Origin of the sequence: Rothia terrae (assembly GCF_014705925.2) — a bacterium.
GTDB classification, from domain to species: domain Bacteria; phylum Actinomycetota; class Actinomycetes; order Actinomycetales; family Micrococcaceae; genus Rothia; species Rothia terrae.
On sequence record NZ_CP061539.1, the window covers coordinates 2,288,311 to 2,303,893 of the forward strand.

At 53.5% G+C, this 15,583-nt stretch carries 14 protein-coding genes; 6 read left to right on the forward strand and 8 right to left on the reverse strand.

The features are described 5' to 3' along the window. Window positions 1–241 precede the first annotated feature (241 nt). The 5 genes from IDM49_RS10455 to IDM49_RS10470 all read left to right on the forward strand — a co-directional run bounded on the left by IDM49_RS10455 (window position 242) and on the right by IDM49_RS10470 (window position 6,490). Window positions 242–1,213: an amino acid permease gene (locus tag IDM49_RS10455; protein WP_265578813.1), complete on the forward strand. Its 972-nt coding sequence runs from the start codon at window positions 242–244 to the stop codon at window positions 1,211–1,213. Window positions 1,214–1,256: 43 nt separating this feature from the next. Further along, window positions 1,257–1,511, forward strand: a complete 255-nt coding sequence (locus IDM49_RS12430) for a hypothetical protein (protein WP_265578794.1) — start codon at window positions 1,257–1,259, stop codon at window positions 1,509–1,511. Between the two features lie 333 nt (window positions 1,512–1,844). Continuing rightward, a complete protein-coding gene (gene treR / locus IDM49_RS10460) occupies window positions 1,845–2,561 on the forward strand; it encodes a trehalose operon repressor (protein WP_190724460.1) in 717 nt (238 codons plus the stop codon). Window positions 2,562–2,596: 35 nt separating this feature from the next. Continuing rightward, on the forward strand, window positions 2,597–4,240 hold the full coding sequence (treC, locus tag IDM49_RS10465; RefSeq protein ID WP_190724461.1) for an alpha,alpha-phosphotrehalase: 1,644 nt from the start codon (window positions 2,597–2,599) through the stop codon (window positions 4,238–4,240). Between the two features lie 63 nt (window positions 4,241–4,303). Further along, window positions 4,304–6,490 (forward strand): glucose PTS transporter subunit IIA, encoded by a 2,187-nt coding sequence (locus IDM49_RS10470; RefSeq protein ID WP_190724462.1) that lies wholly within the window; start codon window positions 4,304–4,306, stop codon window positions 6,488–6,490. 124 nt (window positions 6,491–6,614) lie between these two features. Here IDM49_RS10470 and IDM49_RS10475 read toward each other — a convergent pair whose 3' ends face one another. The 7 genes from IDM49_RS10475 to IDM49_RS10505 form a co-directional block, all read right to left on the reverse strand. Next, complete coding sequence (locus IDM49_RS10475) at window positions 6,615–7,175, reverse strand: MATE family efflux transporter (RefSeq protein WP_322745995.1); 561 nt, start codon at window positions 7,173–7,175, stop codon at window positions 6,615–6,617. A 9-nt stretch (window positions 7,176–7,184) separates the two neighbouring features. Continuing rightward, on the reverse strand, window positions 7,185–7,856 hold the full coding sequence (locus IDM49_RS10480) for an MATE family efflux transporter (protein WP_228008256.1): 672 nt from the start codon (window positions 7,854–7,856) through the stop codon (window positions 7,185–7,187). A 608-nt stretch (window positions 7,857–8,464) separates the two neighbouring features. Beyond that, window positions 8,465–9,385 carry a glycine betaine ABC transporter substrate-binding protein gene (locus IDM49_RS10485; RefSeq protein ID WP_190724465.1) on the reverse strand — a complete coding sequence of 307 codons (921 nt, stop codon included), beginning with the start codon at window positions 9,383–9,385 and terminating at the stop codon, window positions 8,465–8,467. A 9-nt stretch (window positions 9,386–9,394) separates the two neighbouring features. Beyond that, window positions 9,395–10,054 (reverse strand): ABC transporter permease, encoded by a 660-nt coding sequence (locus IDM49_RS10490; protein WP_190724466.1) that lies wholly within the window; start codon window positions 10,052–10,054, stop codon window positions 9,395–9,397. Further along, on the reverse strand, window positions 10,051–10,725 hold the full coding sequence (locus IDM49_RS10495; protein WP_168614101.1) for an ABC transporter permease: 675 nt from the start codon (window positions 10,723–10,725) through the stop codon (window positions 10,051–10,053). The genes IDM49_RS10490 and IDM49_RS10495 overlap by 4 nt, the downstream gene beginning before the upstream one ends. Next, window positions 10,722–11,786, reverse strand: a complete 1,065-nt coding sequence (locus tag IDM49_RS10500) for an ABC transporter ATP-binding protein (protein WP_322745984.1) — start codon at window positions 11,784–11,786, stop codon at window positions 10,722–10,724. Before IDM49_RS10500 ends, IDM49_RS10495 begins: the two co-directional genes overlap by 4 nt. Before the next feature lie 77 nt (window positions 11,787–11,863). Beyond that, window positions 11,864–12,058 carry a hypothetical protein gene (locus IDM49_RS10505; protein WP_190724467.1) on the reverse strand — a complete coding sequence of 65 codons (195 nt, stop codon included), beginning with the start codon at window positions 12,056–12,058 and terminating at the stop codon, window positions 11,864–11,866. Window positions 12,059–12,938: 880 nt separating this feature from the next. Between IDM49_RS10505 and IDM49_RS10510 the strand changes: the two genes are divergently transcribed. Next, window positions 12,939–14,315, forward strand: coding sequence for an NAD-dependent succinate-semialdehyde dehydrogenase (locus IDM49_RS10510; protein WP_190724468.1), 1,377 nt, complete (start codon window positions 12,939–12,941; stop codon window positions 14,313–14,315). 155 nt (window positions 14,316–14,470) lie between these two features. On the opposite strand, the gene IDM49_RS10515 is transcribed toward IDM49_RS10510, so the two are convergent. Next, window positions 14,471–15,517 (reverse strand): ABC transporter substrate-binding protein, encoded by a 1,047-nt coding sequence (locus IDM49_RS10515; RefSeq protein WP_228008091.1) that lies wholly within the window; start codon window positions 15,515–15,517, stop codon window positions 14,471–14,473. Window positions 15,518–15,583 lie beyond the last annotated feature (66 nt).

A 15,583-nucleotide genomic window follows, 5' to 3' on the forward strand; every position in this document is an offset into this window, starting at 1 on the left:
ATACCCCAGCAGATATACCCACAAGTAGCCGCAAGAAAATAGTCCGTATTTTGAGATTTTTAGTGGTTTTATGTCCTGCAGTCTGAAAGTTGTTGATGGTCATTTTTCTTCCATGCTCAGAGAAGAAGAAAAATCATCTCCCCGGAAGGAACATCATGGCTGAACACACCGCGTCAGTCGCGCCGACCGCAAGCAACCGCACAAGCTCGAGCGCACCCTGAAACGACGCCATCTTGAATTCATCGCACTCGGTGGCGCACTCGGATCAGGCCTCTTTCTGGGATCAGGTCTAGCAATCGAGACTGCCGGTCCCAGCATTCTATTTGTCTATGCGTTTATCGGACTCTTCACCTTTTTAGTGATGCGTGCAATGGGTGAAATTCTGCTTTCCAATCTCTCTTACAAATCATTTGCAGATTTTACTAATGACATCGTGGGGTCAGGGGCAGGATTTTACGTAGGCTGGACCTATTGGACGGTGTGGGTCATCATCGCAATCAGCGACGTGGTAGCTATTACCGTTTATCTAGACGTATGGTTCCCTGACGTCCCCAAATGGATTCCCGCACTGTGCATCATTGTTCTACTAACCGGCGTTAACCTGGTGGCAGCTAAAGCATTCGGTGAAATCGAATTCTGGTTTGCCACCATCAAAATCGCGACCGTCGTAGCGTTGATTGTAGTAGGAATCGTCCTTGTCCTTACTCACTTCCAGCCCGACGGGCACGGCCCAGCAAGCATTAGCAACCTGTGGAGCTACGGCGGATTATTCCCCCATGGTTTCTCAGGCCTACTCGGCGGTTTTCAGCTAGGTGTTTTCAGCTTCTTGGGTGTTGAGCTTGCTGGCACAGTTGCCGCTGAAACCGAGGACCCAAAAAAGAACCTGCCTCGTGCCATTAATTCCATTCCCGCTCGCATCATCCTCTTCTACTTAGGATCCCTAGCGCTCATCATGATGGTTCAGCCCTGGGACACCATCACCTCATCTACTAGCCCCTTTGTGCAGATCTTTGGGTACATTGGAATCCCCATCGCCTTCCACCTCATCAACTTTGTGATGCTAACCGCCGCAGCATCATCCGCCAACTCAGGCATTTTCTCAACCTCACGCATCATGTGGGGTCTTGCAAAAGAAGATCAGGGCCCTGCGATTTTCGGTCACCTCACTGCTTCTCGTATCCCTATCCGAGTCAATTATCAAAGCCTTCCATAGCCTCACCGGCGTTATCGCAGTTTTGTACCTGACCGTATGGATTATGATCATCATTTCTTATCTGGTCTACTACAAGAAGTTCCCCGAACGTCACGCACAATCTAAGTACAAGCTTCCCGGTGGCATCGTCTCAGCATGGGCAGCCATCGGCTTCTTCATCATCGTGTTCGTTGCCCTTGGTCTAGGTGAAGGCTCTCGATTCTCACTACTAGTAGCTCCCCTGTGGTTCATTATTGTGTTTGTGCTCTACCGCATCTTTGGCAAAAACAACCGCATCAATACCTCAGTCACTAACTAGGTACTCACCTCAGCAACTTACGTTTACTACGCCAGAACTCTTTATCATTAGGGTCCCACCAGGTCTTACGGTAAAGGGTTCTGGCGTATTTACGTGATGGGGACGCGCGGGTTAAGGTCGGGTGCGGACGCCTTTGTGGGACGAAATCACCGTTTCGGGTGTAATTTCACACCCGAAACGGTGATTTCGTCCCAGGACGCGGGTTTGGGTAGGTGCGCTTGGCTTTCTGGATTTGAAAAATTATTTCCTCGCTCACTCGGATTTTTCAAATCCAGCCTGTCTAGACAGGTGGTAAAGTTAACCGCGTCCACCTACCAACCCAAGGGACCCACCGTGGCAGGAAAATACCAGCACATCGCAAACGACCTCGCCCATCGCATCAACCACGGCGAATTCAACGTCGGCGACATGCTCCCCAGCGAAAACCAACTCGCCACACACTACAAAGTCTCCCGCGAAACAGCACGCAAAGCCCTCGCAAAACTCACCGACGAAGGCCGCATCCAAAAAATGATGGGCAAAGGCTCCATCGTCATCAAACCCGCGCGCTACACCCTACCGGTCTCACACCTCGTCAGCTACACCGAATTCCTCAAAGACAACGGCATCGACTCAGAAAACCACGTCTTCGCCCTCGAAGACGCCCCCCTACCAGCCATGCCCTTTCAAAACATCGACCCAACACTCACGCCGGGCCAAGAATGCACCTACGTCGGACGCGTGCGGATTATCGACAAACTACCCTCCATCGTGGACCACGACTTCATCCTCAAAAGCGTCGTCCCCACCATCTCTGAGAACACCGCGCAAGCCTCCCTCTACAACTACTTCGAAGACGACTTAGGGCTAACCATTGCCTACTCCCCCAAACAAATCACGGTCGAACCCGCTAACGCCCAAGACCAAGAACTTCTAGGACTATGCGAAGGCTCCTACGTGGCGGTCACTACCTCAATCGCGCACCTAGCTGACACCACCGCCTTCCAGTTCTCACAGTCGCGTCATCGCGCTGACAAGTTCAAATACCAAGATTTTGCACGACGCAAGTAAACCGCACACCATCACACAATACGAAAGAGAGAACGTTGAGTTTTCGAGATAAGGTCATCTACCAGATCTACCCCAAGTCGTTTTACGACTCAACGGGCAGCGGCGTCGGCGATCTTCGCGGCGTTATCGAAAAAGTGCCCTACATTGCCTCGCTGGGCGTGGACATGGTGTGGTTCAACCCGTTCTTTGTCTCACCGCAACGCGATAACGGGTACGACGTAGCGGACTACTACAACATCAACCCAGACCTGGGCACCATGGACGATGTTGACGAACTCATCGCTGCCCTCGCGCAGCACGGCATCGGCGTCATGTTCGATATGGTCTTCAACCATGTTTCAACCGAACACGAATGGTTTAAGCGCGCGCTGGCGGGTGAAAAGGAATACCAGGATTTCTTCTACCTTCAGCCCCTGCAGGCGGACGGTTCGCTTCCGACCAACTGGGAATCTAAGTTCGGTGGCCCGGCATGGGCGCAGTTTGGCGACACCAACCTCTATTACCTGCACCTCTATGACGTGACGCAGGCCGACCTGAACTGGCACAATCCGCGCGTGCGCCAAGAGCTTTTTAACGTGGTGAATTTCTGGCGCAAGAAGGGTGTGAAGGGCTTCCGTTTTGACGTCATCAACGTCATCGGTAAAGACGAAGTACTGCTGGACGCGCCCGAGGGCACCGTCGACAAGCTCATGTACACCGACACCCCGCGCGTCCACCCCTGGTTGCACGAGATGAACCGTGCAACCTTTGCGGATGACCCCGAGTCAGTCACCGTGGGTGAGATGTCATCGACCACCATCGCCAACGCCGTGCGCTACTCCAACCCGCCCAACAAAGAGCTGTCGATGGTCTTCAGCTTCCACCATCTGAAGGTGGATTATGACCGCGGTGAAAAGTGGTCAAAGGTTCCCTTCGATTTTGTGGCACTCAAAGGCTTGCTGCACGGCTGGGCTGTTGGCGTGCAGGACGGTGAAGGCTGGAACGCACTGTTCTTGAACAACCATGACCAGCCGCGAGCGCTCAACCGCTTTGGCGATGTTAAAAACTTCCGTGTTGAGTCCGCGACGATGCTGGCGTCTACCGTGCACCTTTCGCGCGGTACCCCCTACATTTACATGGGCGAGGAGATCGGCATGGTTGACCCGATGTACGATTCCATGGCTGATTATGTTGATGTTGAGTCGCACAATGCGAATAAAATTCTCAACGAGCGCGGGTTCAGCGATTCTGAGGCGTTCGAGATTATCAAGACCAAGTCGCGCGACAATTCGCGTACGCCGATGCAATGGGACGCGGGTGAGAACGCTGGTTTTACCACCGGTACTCCGTGGTTGCGTCCGACTGATTTTGAGGACATCAATGTTGAGGCTGAGCAGTCGCACGGCAAGATTCTGCCCTATTACAAAGAGCTGATTCGTCTGCGTAAGGAATACCCGGTGATTGCGCGTGGATCGTACGAGCCGTGGGCGGAGGACCACAGCCAGGTGTACGCCTTTATTCGTGAGCACGAGGGCAAAAAGCTGCTGGTGCTCAATAACTTCTACGGTGAGGCCACCACAGTGGATGTGCCGCAGGAGTTTGTGGACGGCGAAATGTTGATTTCTAACTATGAGTCACAATTACCCGACACCAACACCATTGAGCTGGCACCGTACCAGAGTATGGCAGTCTTGGCCTAAAGCTTACTTATTTTGCATCGTTGCAAAAATAATGATTTATCAACACACATGAAAGGTGAAGTCATGACTGACTCATCGAACGCCGAAATTCTCGCGCCCATGCGCGGTGAAGTCATCGGTATTGGCCAGGTCAACGACCCCGTTTTTTCGGGCAAGAAGCTCGGCGACGGTTTTGGTGTTAAGCCCACCGATGCTCAGGTTGTTGCACCGGTTTCTGGCACGGTGACTATGGTGGCATCCACCAAACACGCGGTAGGTATCGAGGCTGATAATGGTGTGGAAATTCTTCTGCACCTGGGCATCGATACCGTTGAGATGGACGGCGCACCGTTCACCATGAACATTGCTAAGGGCGACACCGTAACTGCTGGTGAACCCATCGCGACCATGGATGTGGACGCTGTTGTCGCCGGTGGCAAAGACACCACCGCAATTCTGGCAATTACCAACACCCCTAAGGTTCTTGACTCACTGTCATTGAACTCTGGTGTCGCTAACGCCGGCGATGTTGCTGCGGTAGCGCGCCTTAAGGGTGCAAGCTCAGCCCAGGGGTCAGCCCAGGGAGCGGCTACCGGTGCTGGCACTGCAGCTGTTGCTGCCGGTGCCGTTGTTGCAAGCGGCAAGGGCGCGGACGCTTCTGCCGACCGCGCGCACGCGGGCAACGTTGAGCACGCAAATGTTGGCGAAGCTGGCCAGGCAACCAACACCGAGCAGGCACTGGATTCGAACGCGTCCAACGCATCGGGTAGCTCCGTAGAGCATCCTGCGAACCTCACCGGTCACGATGCACTGGCGTGGGACATCCTCAACAACATTGGTGGTGCAGAGAACGTCAAGAGCGTTATTCACTGCATCACCCGCGTCCGCTTTTACCTCAAAAACGACTCACTGGCTAACGACAAGGTGGTTTCAAACCTTGACGGCGTTATCGACGTAGCGCGCGCAGGTGGACAGTACCAGGTTGTGATCGGCCCCGCTGTTGAAGACGTGTACGACGCTGTTGTGTGCCAGCTCGGCGACGGCAAAGCAGGCGGTGACGCCCCCTCCGACGCTGAACCCGCAGAACGCCCCACCACCGTGGGCGGCTGGTTCAAGTGGGGTTTCTCGTCACTGATCGGTGTTATCACCGGCTCTATGATGCCCGTGATTGGTCTACTGGCGGCATCAGGTGTGCTCAAGGGCATTCTGACTATTCTCACCCACTATGAAGTGGTTGATGCAGAGTCACAGACCTTCACCATCATCAACGCGATGGGCGATGCGGTCTTCTACTTCTTGCCCATCTTTGTTGGTTTCACAGCGGCTAAGCGTCTGGGCGCAGACCCCATTATTGTCTCGATTATCGGCGGCATTCTTGCCTACCCAACTATCGCTGAAATCGCTAAAGGTGAGCCAACCGGTTCCATTGCCGGTATCGCGACCAACGCGGAATTCTTCGGTATTCCCTTCCCGATGGCGTCCTACACCTATTCCATTTTCCCGATGATTGTGGCAGCTTGGCTTGCAGCCAAGATTGAACCGGTACTCAAGAAGTACATTCCCGCAGTCCTACGTATGATTTTTGTACCGCTCATCGAAGTATTCGTTGTAGCAACTGTGATTCTGGTTGTTCTTGGCCCCGTCATTATGTGGATCTCCACCGGTCTTGCCAACGGTATTCAGTGGGTATACGACCTGTCACCGTCTATTTCAGGCCTGATTATTGGTGGCTTCTACCAGTGCCTCGTGATCTTCGGTCTGCACTGGGCTGTTATCCCGCTGGTTGCAAACGACATCTCAACGCAGGGTCACTCCTACTTGAACGCGATTATCTCAGCGACCATGGTTGCCCAGGGTGGCGGCGTTTTGGCTGTCTTCCTCAAGACTAAGAGCGAGCAGATGAAGGGCCTTGCTGGTTCCGCTGCTATCGCGGCTCTCTGCGGTATTACCGAGCCCGCGATGTACGGCATCAACCTCAAGTACGGACGCGTGTTCGCGTTGGCTTCTGTTGGTGGCGCTGTGGGCGGCTTCTTGACCGGTCTGTTCAACGTCAATATGTGGGGCTTCACCGGCTCACTCATTGGCTTCTTCAGCTTCATGAACCCCGAGGGTCTTGACGGCTCATGGACCGGCTTCTGGATCGCATCACTCTCCGCTTTGGCAGTGGCGTTCATTCTGGTCTACCTCTTCGGCTTCAAGGACGCGGATCTCGCAACCGAACGCGTCGTTGAGAAAAAGCGCCTGGGCCGCCGCGAGCCCGTCGCTAAGTAGGCTCTAACCTCACTATAAGAAATACCCATATGTCATCGGGTGCCCGAGTGTTCGGGGTTCGATGACATATGGGTATTTCTCTATCTGACACCAGATTAGCCTTAGACTTCTTTTCTCTTGACTTTCAGGTACGCCACAGCAAGCACCGCGAAAGCACCCACCCACGCCAAGGGATGGCAGATGAGCACGCCCGTGTACCCGAGCACGGGCGCAATAAAGAAGGCAGTAAAGATGCGATGCGCATTCCCAGCTCGATAAACCCGGCAATCGTGGGCACCAGCGAATGTCCCAAGCCCTGCAAGGTGTATCGGTAAATAAACAGCAGAATCAGCGCGGGATAGAAGGGAACCGTCACCCAGAAATACTGTTGGCCCATGCGTAGGACGTCGGCGGGCGCGTCCTTGATAAAGGCGTCCACCAGCAGTGGGCTCAAGAATACGAGCACCAGCCCAATAGCAAGACCATAGGCAAAAGACATGAAGGCTGCTTGACGCACACCCTGCCACACGCGTCCGTGCAATCCCGCCCCAAAATTCTGGGCCGAGTAGGTGCCCATCGCAATGCCGAAAGAAACGAACGGGAGCATCGCCAACTGCTCAATACGTTGGGCAGCGGTATATGCCGCAACAACAGAACTGCCCATCTGGTTAAGGGCAACCTGAATAGTAATCGACCCCAGCGCAATGACAGACGCCTAAAAACCCATCGGCAAACCAATCCGCAGGTGTGCCGCGACATCGGCCCGGTGAACGCGCCAGTTCTCCCGGGTTACGTGCAAGGCGGGAATCCGCCGGTAGATATAGAACAAGCAGCAGGCGGACGCGATACCCTGCGACAGTACAGTAGCGGCGCCAGCACCGACAACGCCCCAGCCAAAGCTCAGCATAAACACGAGGTCCAGGGTGAGGTTAATGAGTGCTGCCAGAATCAAAAAATACAGCGGCATGCGACTATCGCTCAACGCGCGAATAACATTGGCTAAAAGGTTGTAGGCTACGGTAAAAATAGCTCCGGTGAACACTGTACGCAGGTAATCCACGGCGTACGCAAACATGTCATTCGGGGTTTGCAACAGAGCGATAATCTGCGGGGCATAGAAAACACCCGCACCGGTAATGACCAGCGCAATCACCAAAGAAATGAGCGCAGACACCGCGAAGCTTCTACGCACACCGGATTCATCATTCGCCCCAAAACGTTGAGCCAGCGGAATTGCCAAGCCCCCTGTTGCCGCCTGCGCAAAACCCATCACGAGAAATAAAGTACTGCCCACAGAACCAACAGCGGCAAGGACCTGTAACCCAACGGCGCGTCCGACAATAGCGGTATCAGTAATGTTGTAAATCTGCTGGAAAAAATTACCCACCAAAAGGGGTAGCGCAAAGAAGAAAATCAGCTTTCGCGGGTTACCCTACGTTAACTGCTTGACCACTGTTTAGAGATCATCCTCCAACTCGCGTATGACGCGGGCAGGCACCCCAGCAACCAGAGAATTTGAGAGAACGTCCTTAGTAACCACGGCACCGGCGGCTACCACCACGTTGTTACCAAATAGTTATCGAGCCCTACGAATGTTGCCGGTCGCGTGGACGCAATATTCCAATTATAAAAAGACAACCGGATGTTATCGATAAGCGGTCTGTAGGTAAAAACCAGCAGAAGAATCAGGTTAGGAATAACCAGAAGCAAGCCAAGAAGCATTGTCTTGACGCTCATCTTTTGAGAGCGTTGCGGCGGTTCTGTTGCGGGGGTTGAGTTCTCTAGCCCGGGTATCGTTGGTGCAGTCACAAGATATAAGAGTGAACCGCTCAAGTAAACAAAAAGTAATCAAACGGGAATGTTCTGCCTAACCAGAGGGCAACTTTGGGCAAGTAGAAGTTGAATACTGGGCAGTGAAAATGAACAGAATACAAAAACCGAGAGACCCCCGTTTCAGATAAACAGAGGTCTCTCGATGAAAATAAAGGTGAGAACTTACTTCAGCTTCTCATTCACCCAGTCACTGGCTGCGGTTGCCGGGTTGGCTTTTTCTTCGCCGGATACGCGGTCGTTCAGCGCGATCAGATCTTCGGTGGTCAGTAGCGCGGAGATCTCATTGAGGACGTCCGCCGCGGCTACCGAAACAGCCTTAGCGTTAACGACGGGCACCACCTGCTGCGCTAAGAAGTTGTTCTTGGGGTCTTCAAGGACCACAAACTTGTTCTTCACAATGGCGGGGTCGGTTGAGAACAGGTCAGCCACCTGCACGTCATCGTCCAATAGTGCCTGCACTGTCAGCGGACCGCCGCCGTCGTTGACGGGCGAGAAGTCCTTGGGCACAAACCCGTACTTACTCTTGAGCCCGGGCAAGCCGTAGGCGCGTTCGGCGAATTCCGGGGGCGCACCAAGAACCAGCTCGTCTGAGTGTGCCGCGAGATCAGCGATGCTGGTGAGCCCCAGACGCTGAGCGGTTTCGCGGGTGACCACCAAAGAGTCACTGTTCTGTGCAGGAGCAGCCTCGAGCACGCTGAGCTTATCACCCACCGCATCGGGTAGTGCCTGCATGATTTCCTCGGGTGTAGTCGCCTTGGTTTCTGCATCAAAATAAAGCAGAAGGTTGCCAGAATAATCGGGCACAACGCCTACCGTTCCTTCTTGGAGCGCACCAATGTACGCCTCACGCGCACCAATAGCGGGAACAGTTTCAGCATTAATACCGCGCTTCTTCAAAGCAGCCGCGTAAATTTCAGCGATAATCTGCGACTCCGTGAAGTCAGCCGAACCGACAGTCACGGTGTCACTCACTCCCCCGCTACCAAAAGCTGTTTCGCCGGAGAGACCGCATCCGCTCAGCGCAAGCACGCCCGTGCCTAGCCCTGCCAAAGTAAAAAGTTGACGACGATTCATAGTGTTCATGGGTAAGTCCTATCGGGTTCCGCGCGGGGTAAGTGCGCGCTGAAGCAAAGCAAGAAGTGCGTCCACAATGAGCGCAAGAAGAGCAACGAGAACAACGGCGGCAACCATGCGCGGGTAATCACGCACAGCAAGACCGTCAATGAGGTAGCGGCCAAGACCACCTAGGTTGATGTAGGCGACCACGGTGACGGTTGCGATAACCTGCAGTGCAGCATTGCGGATGCCACCGAAAATCAGCGGAAGCGCCAGCGGCAACTCAACCTTGCGCAGAATCTGGCTTTCAGTCATGCCCTGGGCACGAGCAGCATCTACCGTGACCTTATCGACGGCGGCGATACCCGAGTAGACGCCTGCCAGAAGCGGCGCAATTGCGAGGATCACCAGAGCGGCAATCGGGGCCACCAGCCCCAGCCCGAGCCACAATGCGAAGAGAGTCAGCAAACCGAGAGTCGGCAAAGCGCGTAAGGCACCGGTGATAGCGACCACCACGTTTTCACCGCGTCCGGTATGCCCCACCAGCAAACCGATCGGCACAGCAATCACAGCTGCGATTAGCAAAATAAGAGCCGAGTAGCCAAGATGCTCAGCCACGCGCTGGAAGATACCACCGGCGCCCGTCCACGCGCCGTCAGCAGTAAACCAAGCCCACGTCTTATCGAAGATATTCATGCTTTCCTCCAGCGGGTGAGCCACGCGCCGATGAGCGCAAGCAGGCGGTCAAGAATAAGAGCAAGGACGACGGTGCCCACAATACCGACGATGATTTCAGCAGGTAGGTTGCGGCGCAGACCGTCCGTAAAAAGCGTACCGAGGGATTGAATACCAATCACTGCACCCACCGACACCATTGAGATGTTCGAAACGAGAGCCACGCGCAGACCCGCCAGCATAACGGGCACCGCGAGGGGAAGTTCCACTGCCCAGAAACGACGCACAGGTTTATAACCCATAGCCGTTGCTGATTCCAGGGTGACCGGTGAGACGGACTCAAAGGCATCCACGGCGGAGCGCACCATCATGGCAACCACGTAAATAGTGAGTGCCACGTAGACGTTCAACGGTGAGGTGATCGAGGTACCAAGCACCAGCGGCATCAGCACAAAGAGCGCCAGCGACGGAATGGTATACAGCAGCGCGGCAGTGTTCACAACCGCCCCACGCTTAAACGCTGACCCCGCAGTGTGACCGGCGGTTGAACGTCCATCGCGGCGGCGTCCTACCGCCAACCGAGCTATCGGAATTGAAATGAGCGTTCCGGCAATTACCGGAATAATCGACTGCAACAGGTGCAGCGCGCTCAACTGCCCCACATAGGGCAGGTTATTCATCAGCCAGTTCACGCGTTCACCCCGTAACGACGGTGACGCTCAGCTTCAGTGGCGGCAAGAACGTCCTCGGACTTCAGTAAGCCCAGCACCTTACCGTTACGATCAACCGCCACACCAACACCCGACGGCGATGACAGCACCGAGTCCAGCGCATCACGCAAAGTGCCGCCCTCGACAAAGAGTGAGCCACCGGGAATGGTGCGTCCATCAATGATCCAACCGGCGGGTTTGCCGTCTTCTACCTTGAGTTCCCACTGTTGCCACGGAGTGTTCTGGCTCGTCAGCGGGTGAATTTTTACGTCGGATGCGCCCGCGAACGTCAAGCGGCGTATACCGCGGTCGCGTCCTACAAACGATGCCACAAAGTCATCAGCAGGTTCACGCAGAATTTCTTCGGGGGTGCCAAACTGAGCGAGGCGTCCTCCCACTGCGAAAACAGCAACGTAGTCACCGAGCAGAACAGCCTCATCGATATCGTGCGTCACGAAGATAATGGTGCGCTGAAGCTCTGATTGCAGGCGCAAAAGTTCTTTCTGCAAGTCCTGACGGACAACGGGGTCAACAGCTGAGAAGGGCTCGTCCATGAGCAAGATCGATGAGTTGGATGCGAGCGCACGAGCCACACCTACGCGCTGCGCCTGACCGCCGGAGAGCTGCGCGGGGTAGCGCTTTGCCAGTGAGGTGTCGAGGCCGACGGTTTCCATGAGCTGAAGTGCCTCGGTGCGCGCTGATTTAGCGCTTGTGCCGTTGAGGCGAGGCACGGTTGCGATGTTGTCCACGATAGTACGATGCGGCATCAGACCAGCCTGCTGAAGCACATAGCCCATGGAGCGACGCAGTTTGTGGGGTTCTTGCGCGGTATTGGGTTCACCGTTGACCAGGATCTCACCACTGGTGTGCTCAACCATGCGGTTAATCATTCGCAAAGAGGTGGTTTTGCCGCAACCAGAGGGTCCCACGAATACGGTGATTTTGCCGCGGGGGATGCTCAGGTTGAGGTTATCGACAGCCACAACATCACCGTATTTTTTGGTGACTGACTTGAATTCAATAGCGTTAGGGGAATCTAGCACATCAGTATCTTTCACAGGAGTTAGGTTATTCAAAACTTTATAAGCAAACTTGTCGGTTGTGTCGAAGGCATCACTGTTTAGATGACATATGAACCTTCTTTACCTGCAAGACATGCCTCAACCGCGTCCTGAACAACGGTTGCTATAGCGCCGCCCGCTACAAGTTCAATCGCGCTAGCAAGATCATCGGCGAGCGCGCGGTCATCATCCAGCGGGGCAATGAGCTCACGAACAGCGGTGTAAACCTGAGTGGAATTAAAATCGGCCGTCATCTCCTGCTTTCAGGAGGGAACATGAAGAAAAGATACCCAAATTATCTAAGTATGCGGAAAGACCGCAGATGAGGGCATGAGGGCAAAAGATTAGGGCTGACCAGTAATTTTTCATACACCATACCCTATGCACTCCACAGGAGAGTCCGCTTAATCCTCGCATCATGAAGAAATGTGATAGGGAAAACCGCAAACACACTAGCCATAAACTACTTCTTAGCCTACAATCTTTTATTACCAGTGAGAAACTTAGCGTTTACTTTGCAAGTTTCTACGGTTAGAAGGGGTGCCTCAGCCAGATGAATTAAAGCGCACTGGCTGAGACACCACAGGGACGCTCGACCTCATTGTGTAGGGGGAAAGCAATAATGAGGGAGCAAAGAAGTCCCGTTCCAGCATCCTCTAGAAACGTTTAGGGAAGACCGTCTCTAGTAGCTGAAGACTCTTACCCGCTAGCTCCGTAAGAGCCTTTTTTATTCTAGAGCAGAATATTGCCTTGTAAAGGCAGAATCAGCTTGAAAATGAAAATTTCTAAACTTCTTTTCACTAAGCATACTTCTAGTAACCTAAAAAGGTTTAACTCCTAGTCAGAAGCCTCTTTTGACAGCTTGCTGAGTAAAAATAATTAGTTTATTAGGCTTACTAAATGTCATTTTATGCGGTCTTAAGCGCACTCAGCAGAGGCATGAAGCGCCCCTTTTTGTGAGGTGGATGCACCGCATCAAAACACTATTTCGCACTTTCCGTGGATTCACGCTGTAAAAACGCGCAAATTACAGCGTAAATCCACGGAAAGTTGAGGTGGCAGAAGAACCAGCCCATGTTTCGCTGTACGACAAACCTCTAGCTCTCATCCACGAAAGATGATTCGCTTAACATTATGAGTAAATACGCACTAACCAACGCAAACACGGGCGAAGTTGAGCAGACTTTTGAGACGCTCACTCCCGAGCAGCTTCCCGCCATCATCGACGCTGCTGATGAGGCTTTCACCCTGTGGAAGGCAACTCCCATCGGTCAGCGCGGCAAGGTTCTGCGCACTTTTGCTGACCTCGTTGACGAGAACGCAGATGAGCTCGCAGACATTATCGGACGCGAAATGGGCAAGCCCTTAGCACAAGGTAAGTCGGAGCTTGAAAAGGTTGCCCGCACCGCCCGCTGGTTCGCTGACAAGGCGCCCATTCACCTTGCGCCCACCGAACTGGAGGCATCTGGTGCTGAGCGCACCTATGTTGTGCACCAGCCGCTTGGCGTTCTGCTGGGTGTTATGCCATGGAACTTTCCCTATAACCAGATTGCCCGCTTTGTGTTGCCCAACCTCATGGTTGGTAACACCATTTTGATGAAGCAGGCGTCCATCTGCCCCGTCTCATCACAGAAGTTCCAGGAACTTCTTGAAGAGGCTGGCCTGCCGCGCGGTGTATACACCAACATCTACATGGACAGCAAAGACACCGAGAAGATTCTTAAGGACTTCCGCGTTAAGGGTGTCTCGCTCACCGGCTCTGAGGGTGCGGGCGCATCCATCGCGTCCATCGCGGGTGAAAATCTCAAGCGTCAAGTGTTGGAACTCGGCGGCAATGATCCGTTCGTGGTTCTCGACACCTCGGATGTCAAGAAGTTAGCGCAGCAGGCAGTGACCTACCGCACCACCAACGCCGGTCAGGTCTGCACCTCCCCCAAACGCATCATTGTGCTTGAGGAGTACTACGACGACTTTGTGGCAGCCGCCAAGGAAGCCGTAGAAAACGTGACCGTCGGTAATTACGACGACCCCAACACCGACATGGGTCCCATGTCATCAGAATCAGCTCGCGATGATGTTCTCAAGCAGATTCAGGACGCGGTTGCTAACGGCGCGACCTTGGTGACCGGCGGTGAGAAGCTGGACCGTCCCGGCTGGTTCATGTCACCGGCGCTCCTGACCGACGTGGATGTTGAGTCTGAGGCTGGGCAGGAGGAAATCTTCGGCCCCGTCGTCAACGTCTTCAAGGCTAAGGATGAAGAAGATGCCCTGCGCATCGCGAACGCCACAGAGTTCGGTCTCATGGCGTCTGTCTGGACCGAAGATTTGGAGCGCGGACGCCTGTTTGCTGAGCGCATCAACGCGGGCATGACCTTCGTCAACAAGCACATGGAGTCAGAACCAGCCTTCCCGTTCGGTGGCATTAACCGATCAGGCTTTGGACGCGAAAACGAGCGCTGGGCACTGCGCGAATTCACCAACGAGCATTTGGTACGCGTACACAAGCAGTAGGTCTGGTATCTCAATACGCCAGAAGGAAGCGGTGGGACATTTTTGAGTAAAGGTGTCCCACCGCTTCCTTCTGGCGTATTAACAAAGTTACGCTTTTATCCGGTGTACAAATCAGTAAACTCTAGTAAGTTTTACTAACCAGCTATAGCGCTACTTTATAGGGCGCTCTGAATATCTTCGATCACACCAAGAGCGGCCGTTATACCTGCATTTAAGAAGAACATCTCTGAATCAACTTTGACAGCATGATTGTTCTGTACTGCACCCAGAGTCTCCCAGAGGGCCTCAGATTTTAGTGCAGTGTCGTCTTCGCCTTGCACGCCATAGAAAAGCCAGCTAGCATCTGCCTGATCCAGCTGCTCGGCACTAATATCAACACTGGTCTTTTCAACCTGCTGAGATTCAGGACGCGCTAGTTTTGCATCTGCTGCAATGGACCCCACAAACGAGGACGCTGCGAATATACGGTTGCGATTAGACTGTGCGTAGAGGAAAGAGAAAGTGTCAGAATCTGATGCCTTTTCGGCCAGATCAGATACCTTGGTGTTGTAGTCACTGAGCAATGAATTTGCCTTATCGGTGGTGCCCAGTCCCGCAGCAATCAGCAAGAAATCCTGTTTCCAGTTCACGCCGGTACCCTCAGTGACCACTGTTGGTGAGATGGCTTTAAGAGACTCGTAGAGGGAGTCATCCTTGTTGGTGTTGTTAATCAGAATTAGATCCGGCTTGAGATTCGCAATTGCTTCGATATCAGGTGCTTTGCGTGTACCAACAGTCGCCATAGAATCAAGAGCAGACTTCTGATCGTTATATTTTTCAGCTAGGTATGCCGGTACTAAATCAGCATCGTTAGCAGTCGCAGAAGCCGCAGGAACAATACCCAAAGCGAGGACATCGTCCAACTGACCGGTTGATAGAACCACGATTTTGCTGGGCTTGGTTTCCAAAGTAGTTTCACCGCGGAAGTGCCTTACTGTGCGGGGGAATTCGCCATCTTTAGCAGAGGTTCCCATGCCATCGGGTAGGGTAGCTGGCGCTAGGTCAGTACTCGTTGTTGCCCCGGTAGAAGAAGATTCAGAGGAAGTAGAGGGCGTTTCTGAGCCGCAGGCAGCCAAAAGAATGCTGGCGATACCAGCACCACCTACTGCAGCAAAAGAACGACGGGACAGGATAACGTTGGACAGTTTCTCGCGTGAACTCATATGGATAGGGTAACCTAAGTTAAAGAGAATTAGCGAATAAATATATGCTTTTATCCACTTTATGAA

Bases quoted from the DNA above. Each gene is read 5' to 3' on its own strand.
- IDM49_RS12430 (WP_265578794.1), top strand. From the start codon at position 1,257: ATGATCATCATTTCTTATCTGGTCTACTACAAGAAGTTCCCCGAACGT.
- IDM49_RS10470 (WP_190724462.1), top strand. From the start codon at position 4,304: ATGACTGACTCATCGAACGCCGAAATTCTCGCGCCCATGCGCGGTGAA.
- IDM49_RS10485 (WP_190724465.1), bottom strand. From the start codon at position 9,385: ATGAACACTATGAATCGTCGTCAACTTTTTACTTTGGCAGGGCTAGGC.
- IDM49_RS10490 (WP_190724466.1), bottom strand. From the start codon at position 10,054: ATGAATATCTTCGATAAGACGTGGGCTTGGTTTACTGCTGACGGCGCG.
- IDM49_RS10505 (WP_190724467.1), bottom strand. From the start codon at position 12,058: ATGACGGCCGATTTTAATTCCACTCAGGTTTACACCGCTGTTCGTGAG.
- IDM49_RS10510 (WP_190724468.1), top strand. From the start codon at position 12,939: ATGAGTAAATACGCACTAACCAACGCAAACACGGGCGAAGTTGAGCAG.
- IDM49_RS10515 (WP_228008091.1), bottom strand. From the start codon at position 15,517: ATGAGTTCACGCGAGAAACTGTCCAACGTTATCCTGTCCCGTCGTTCT.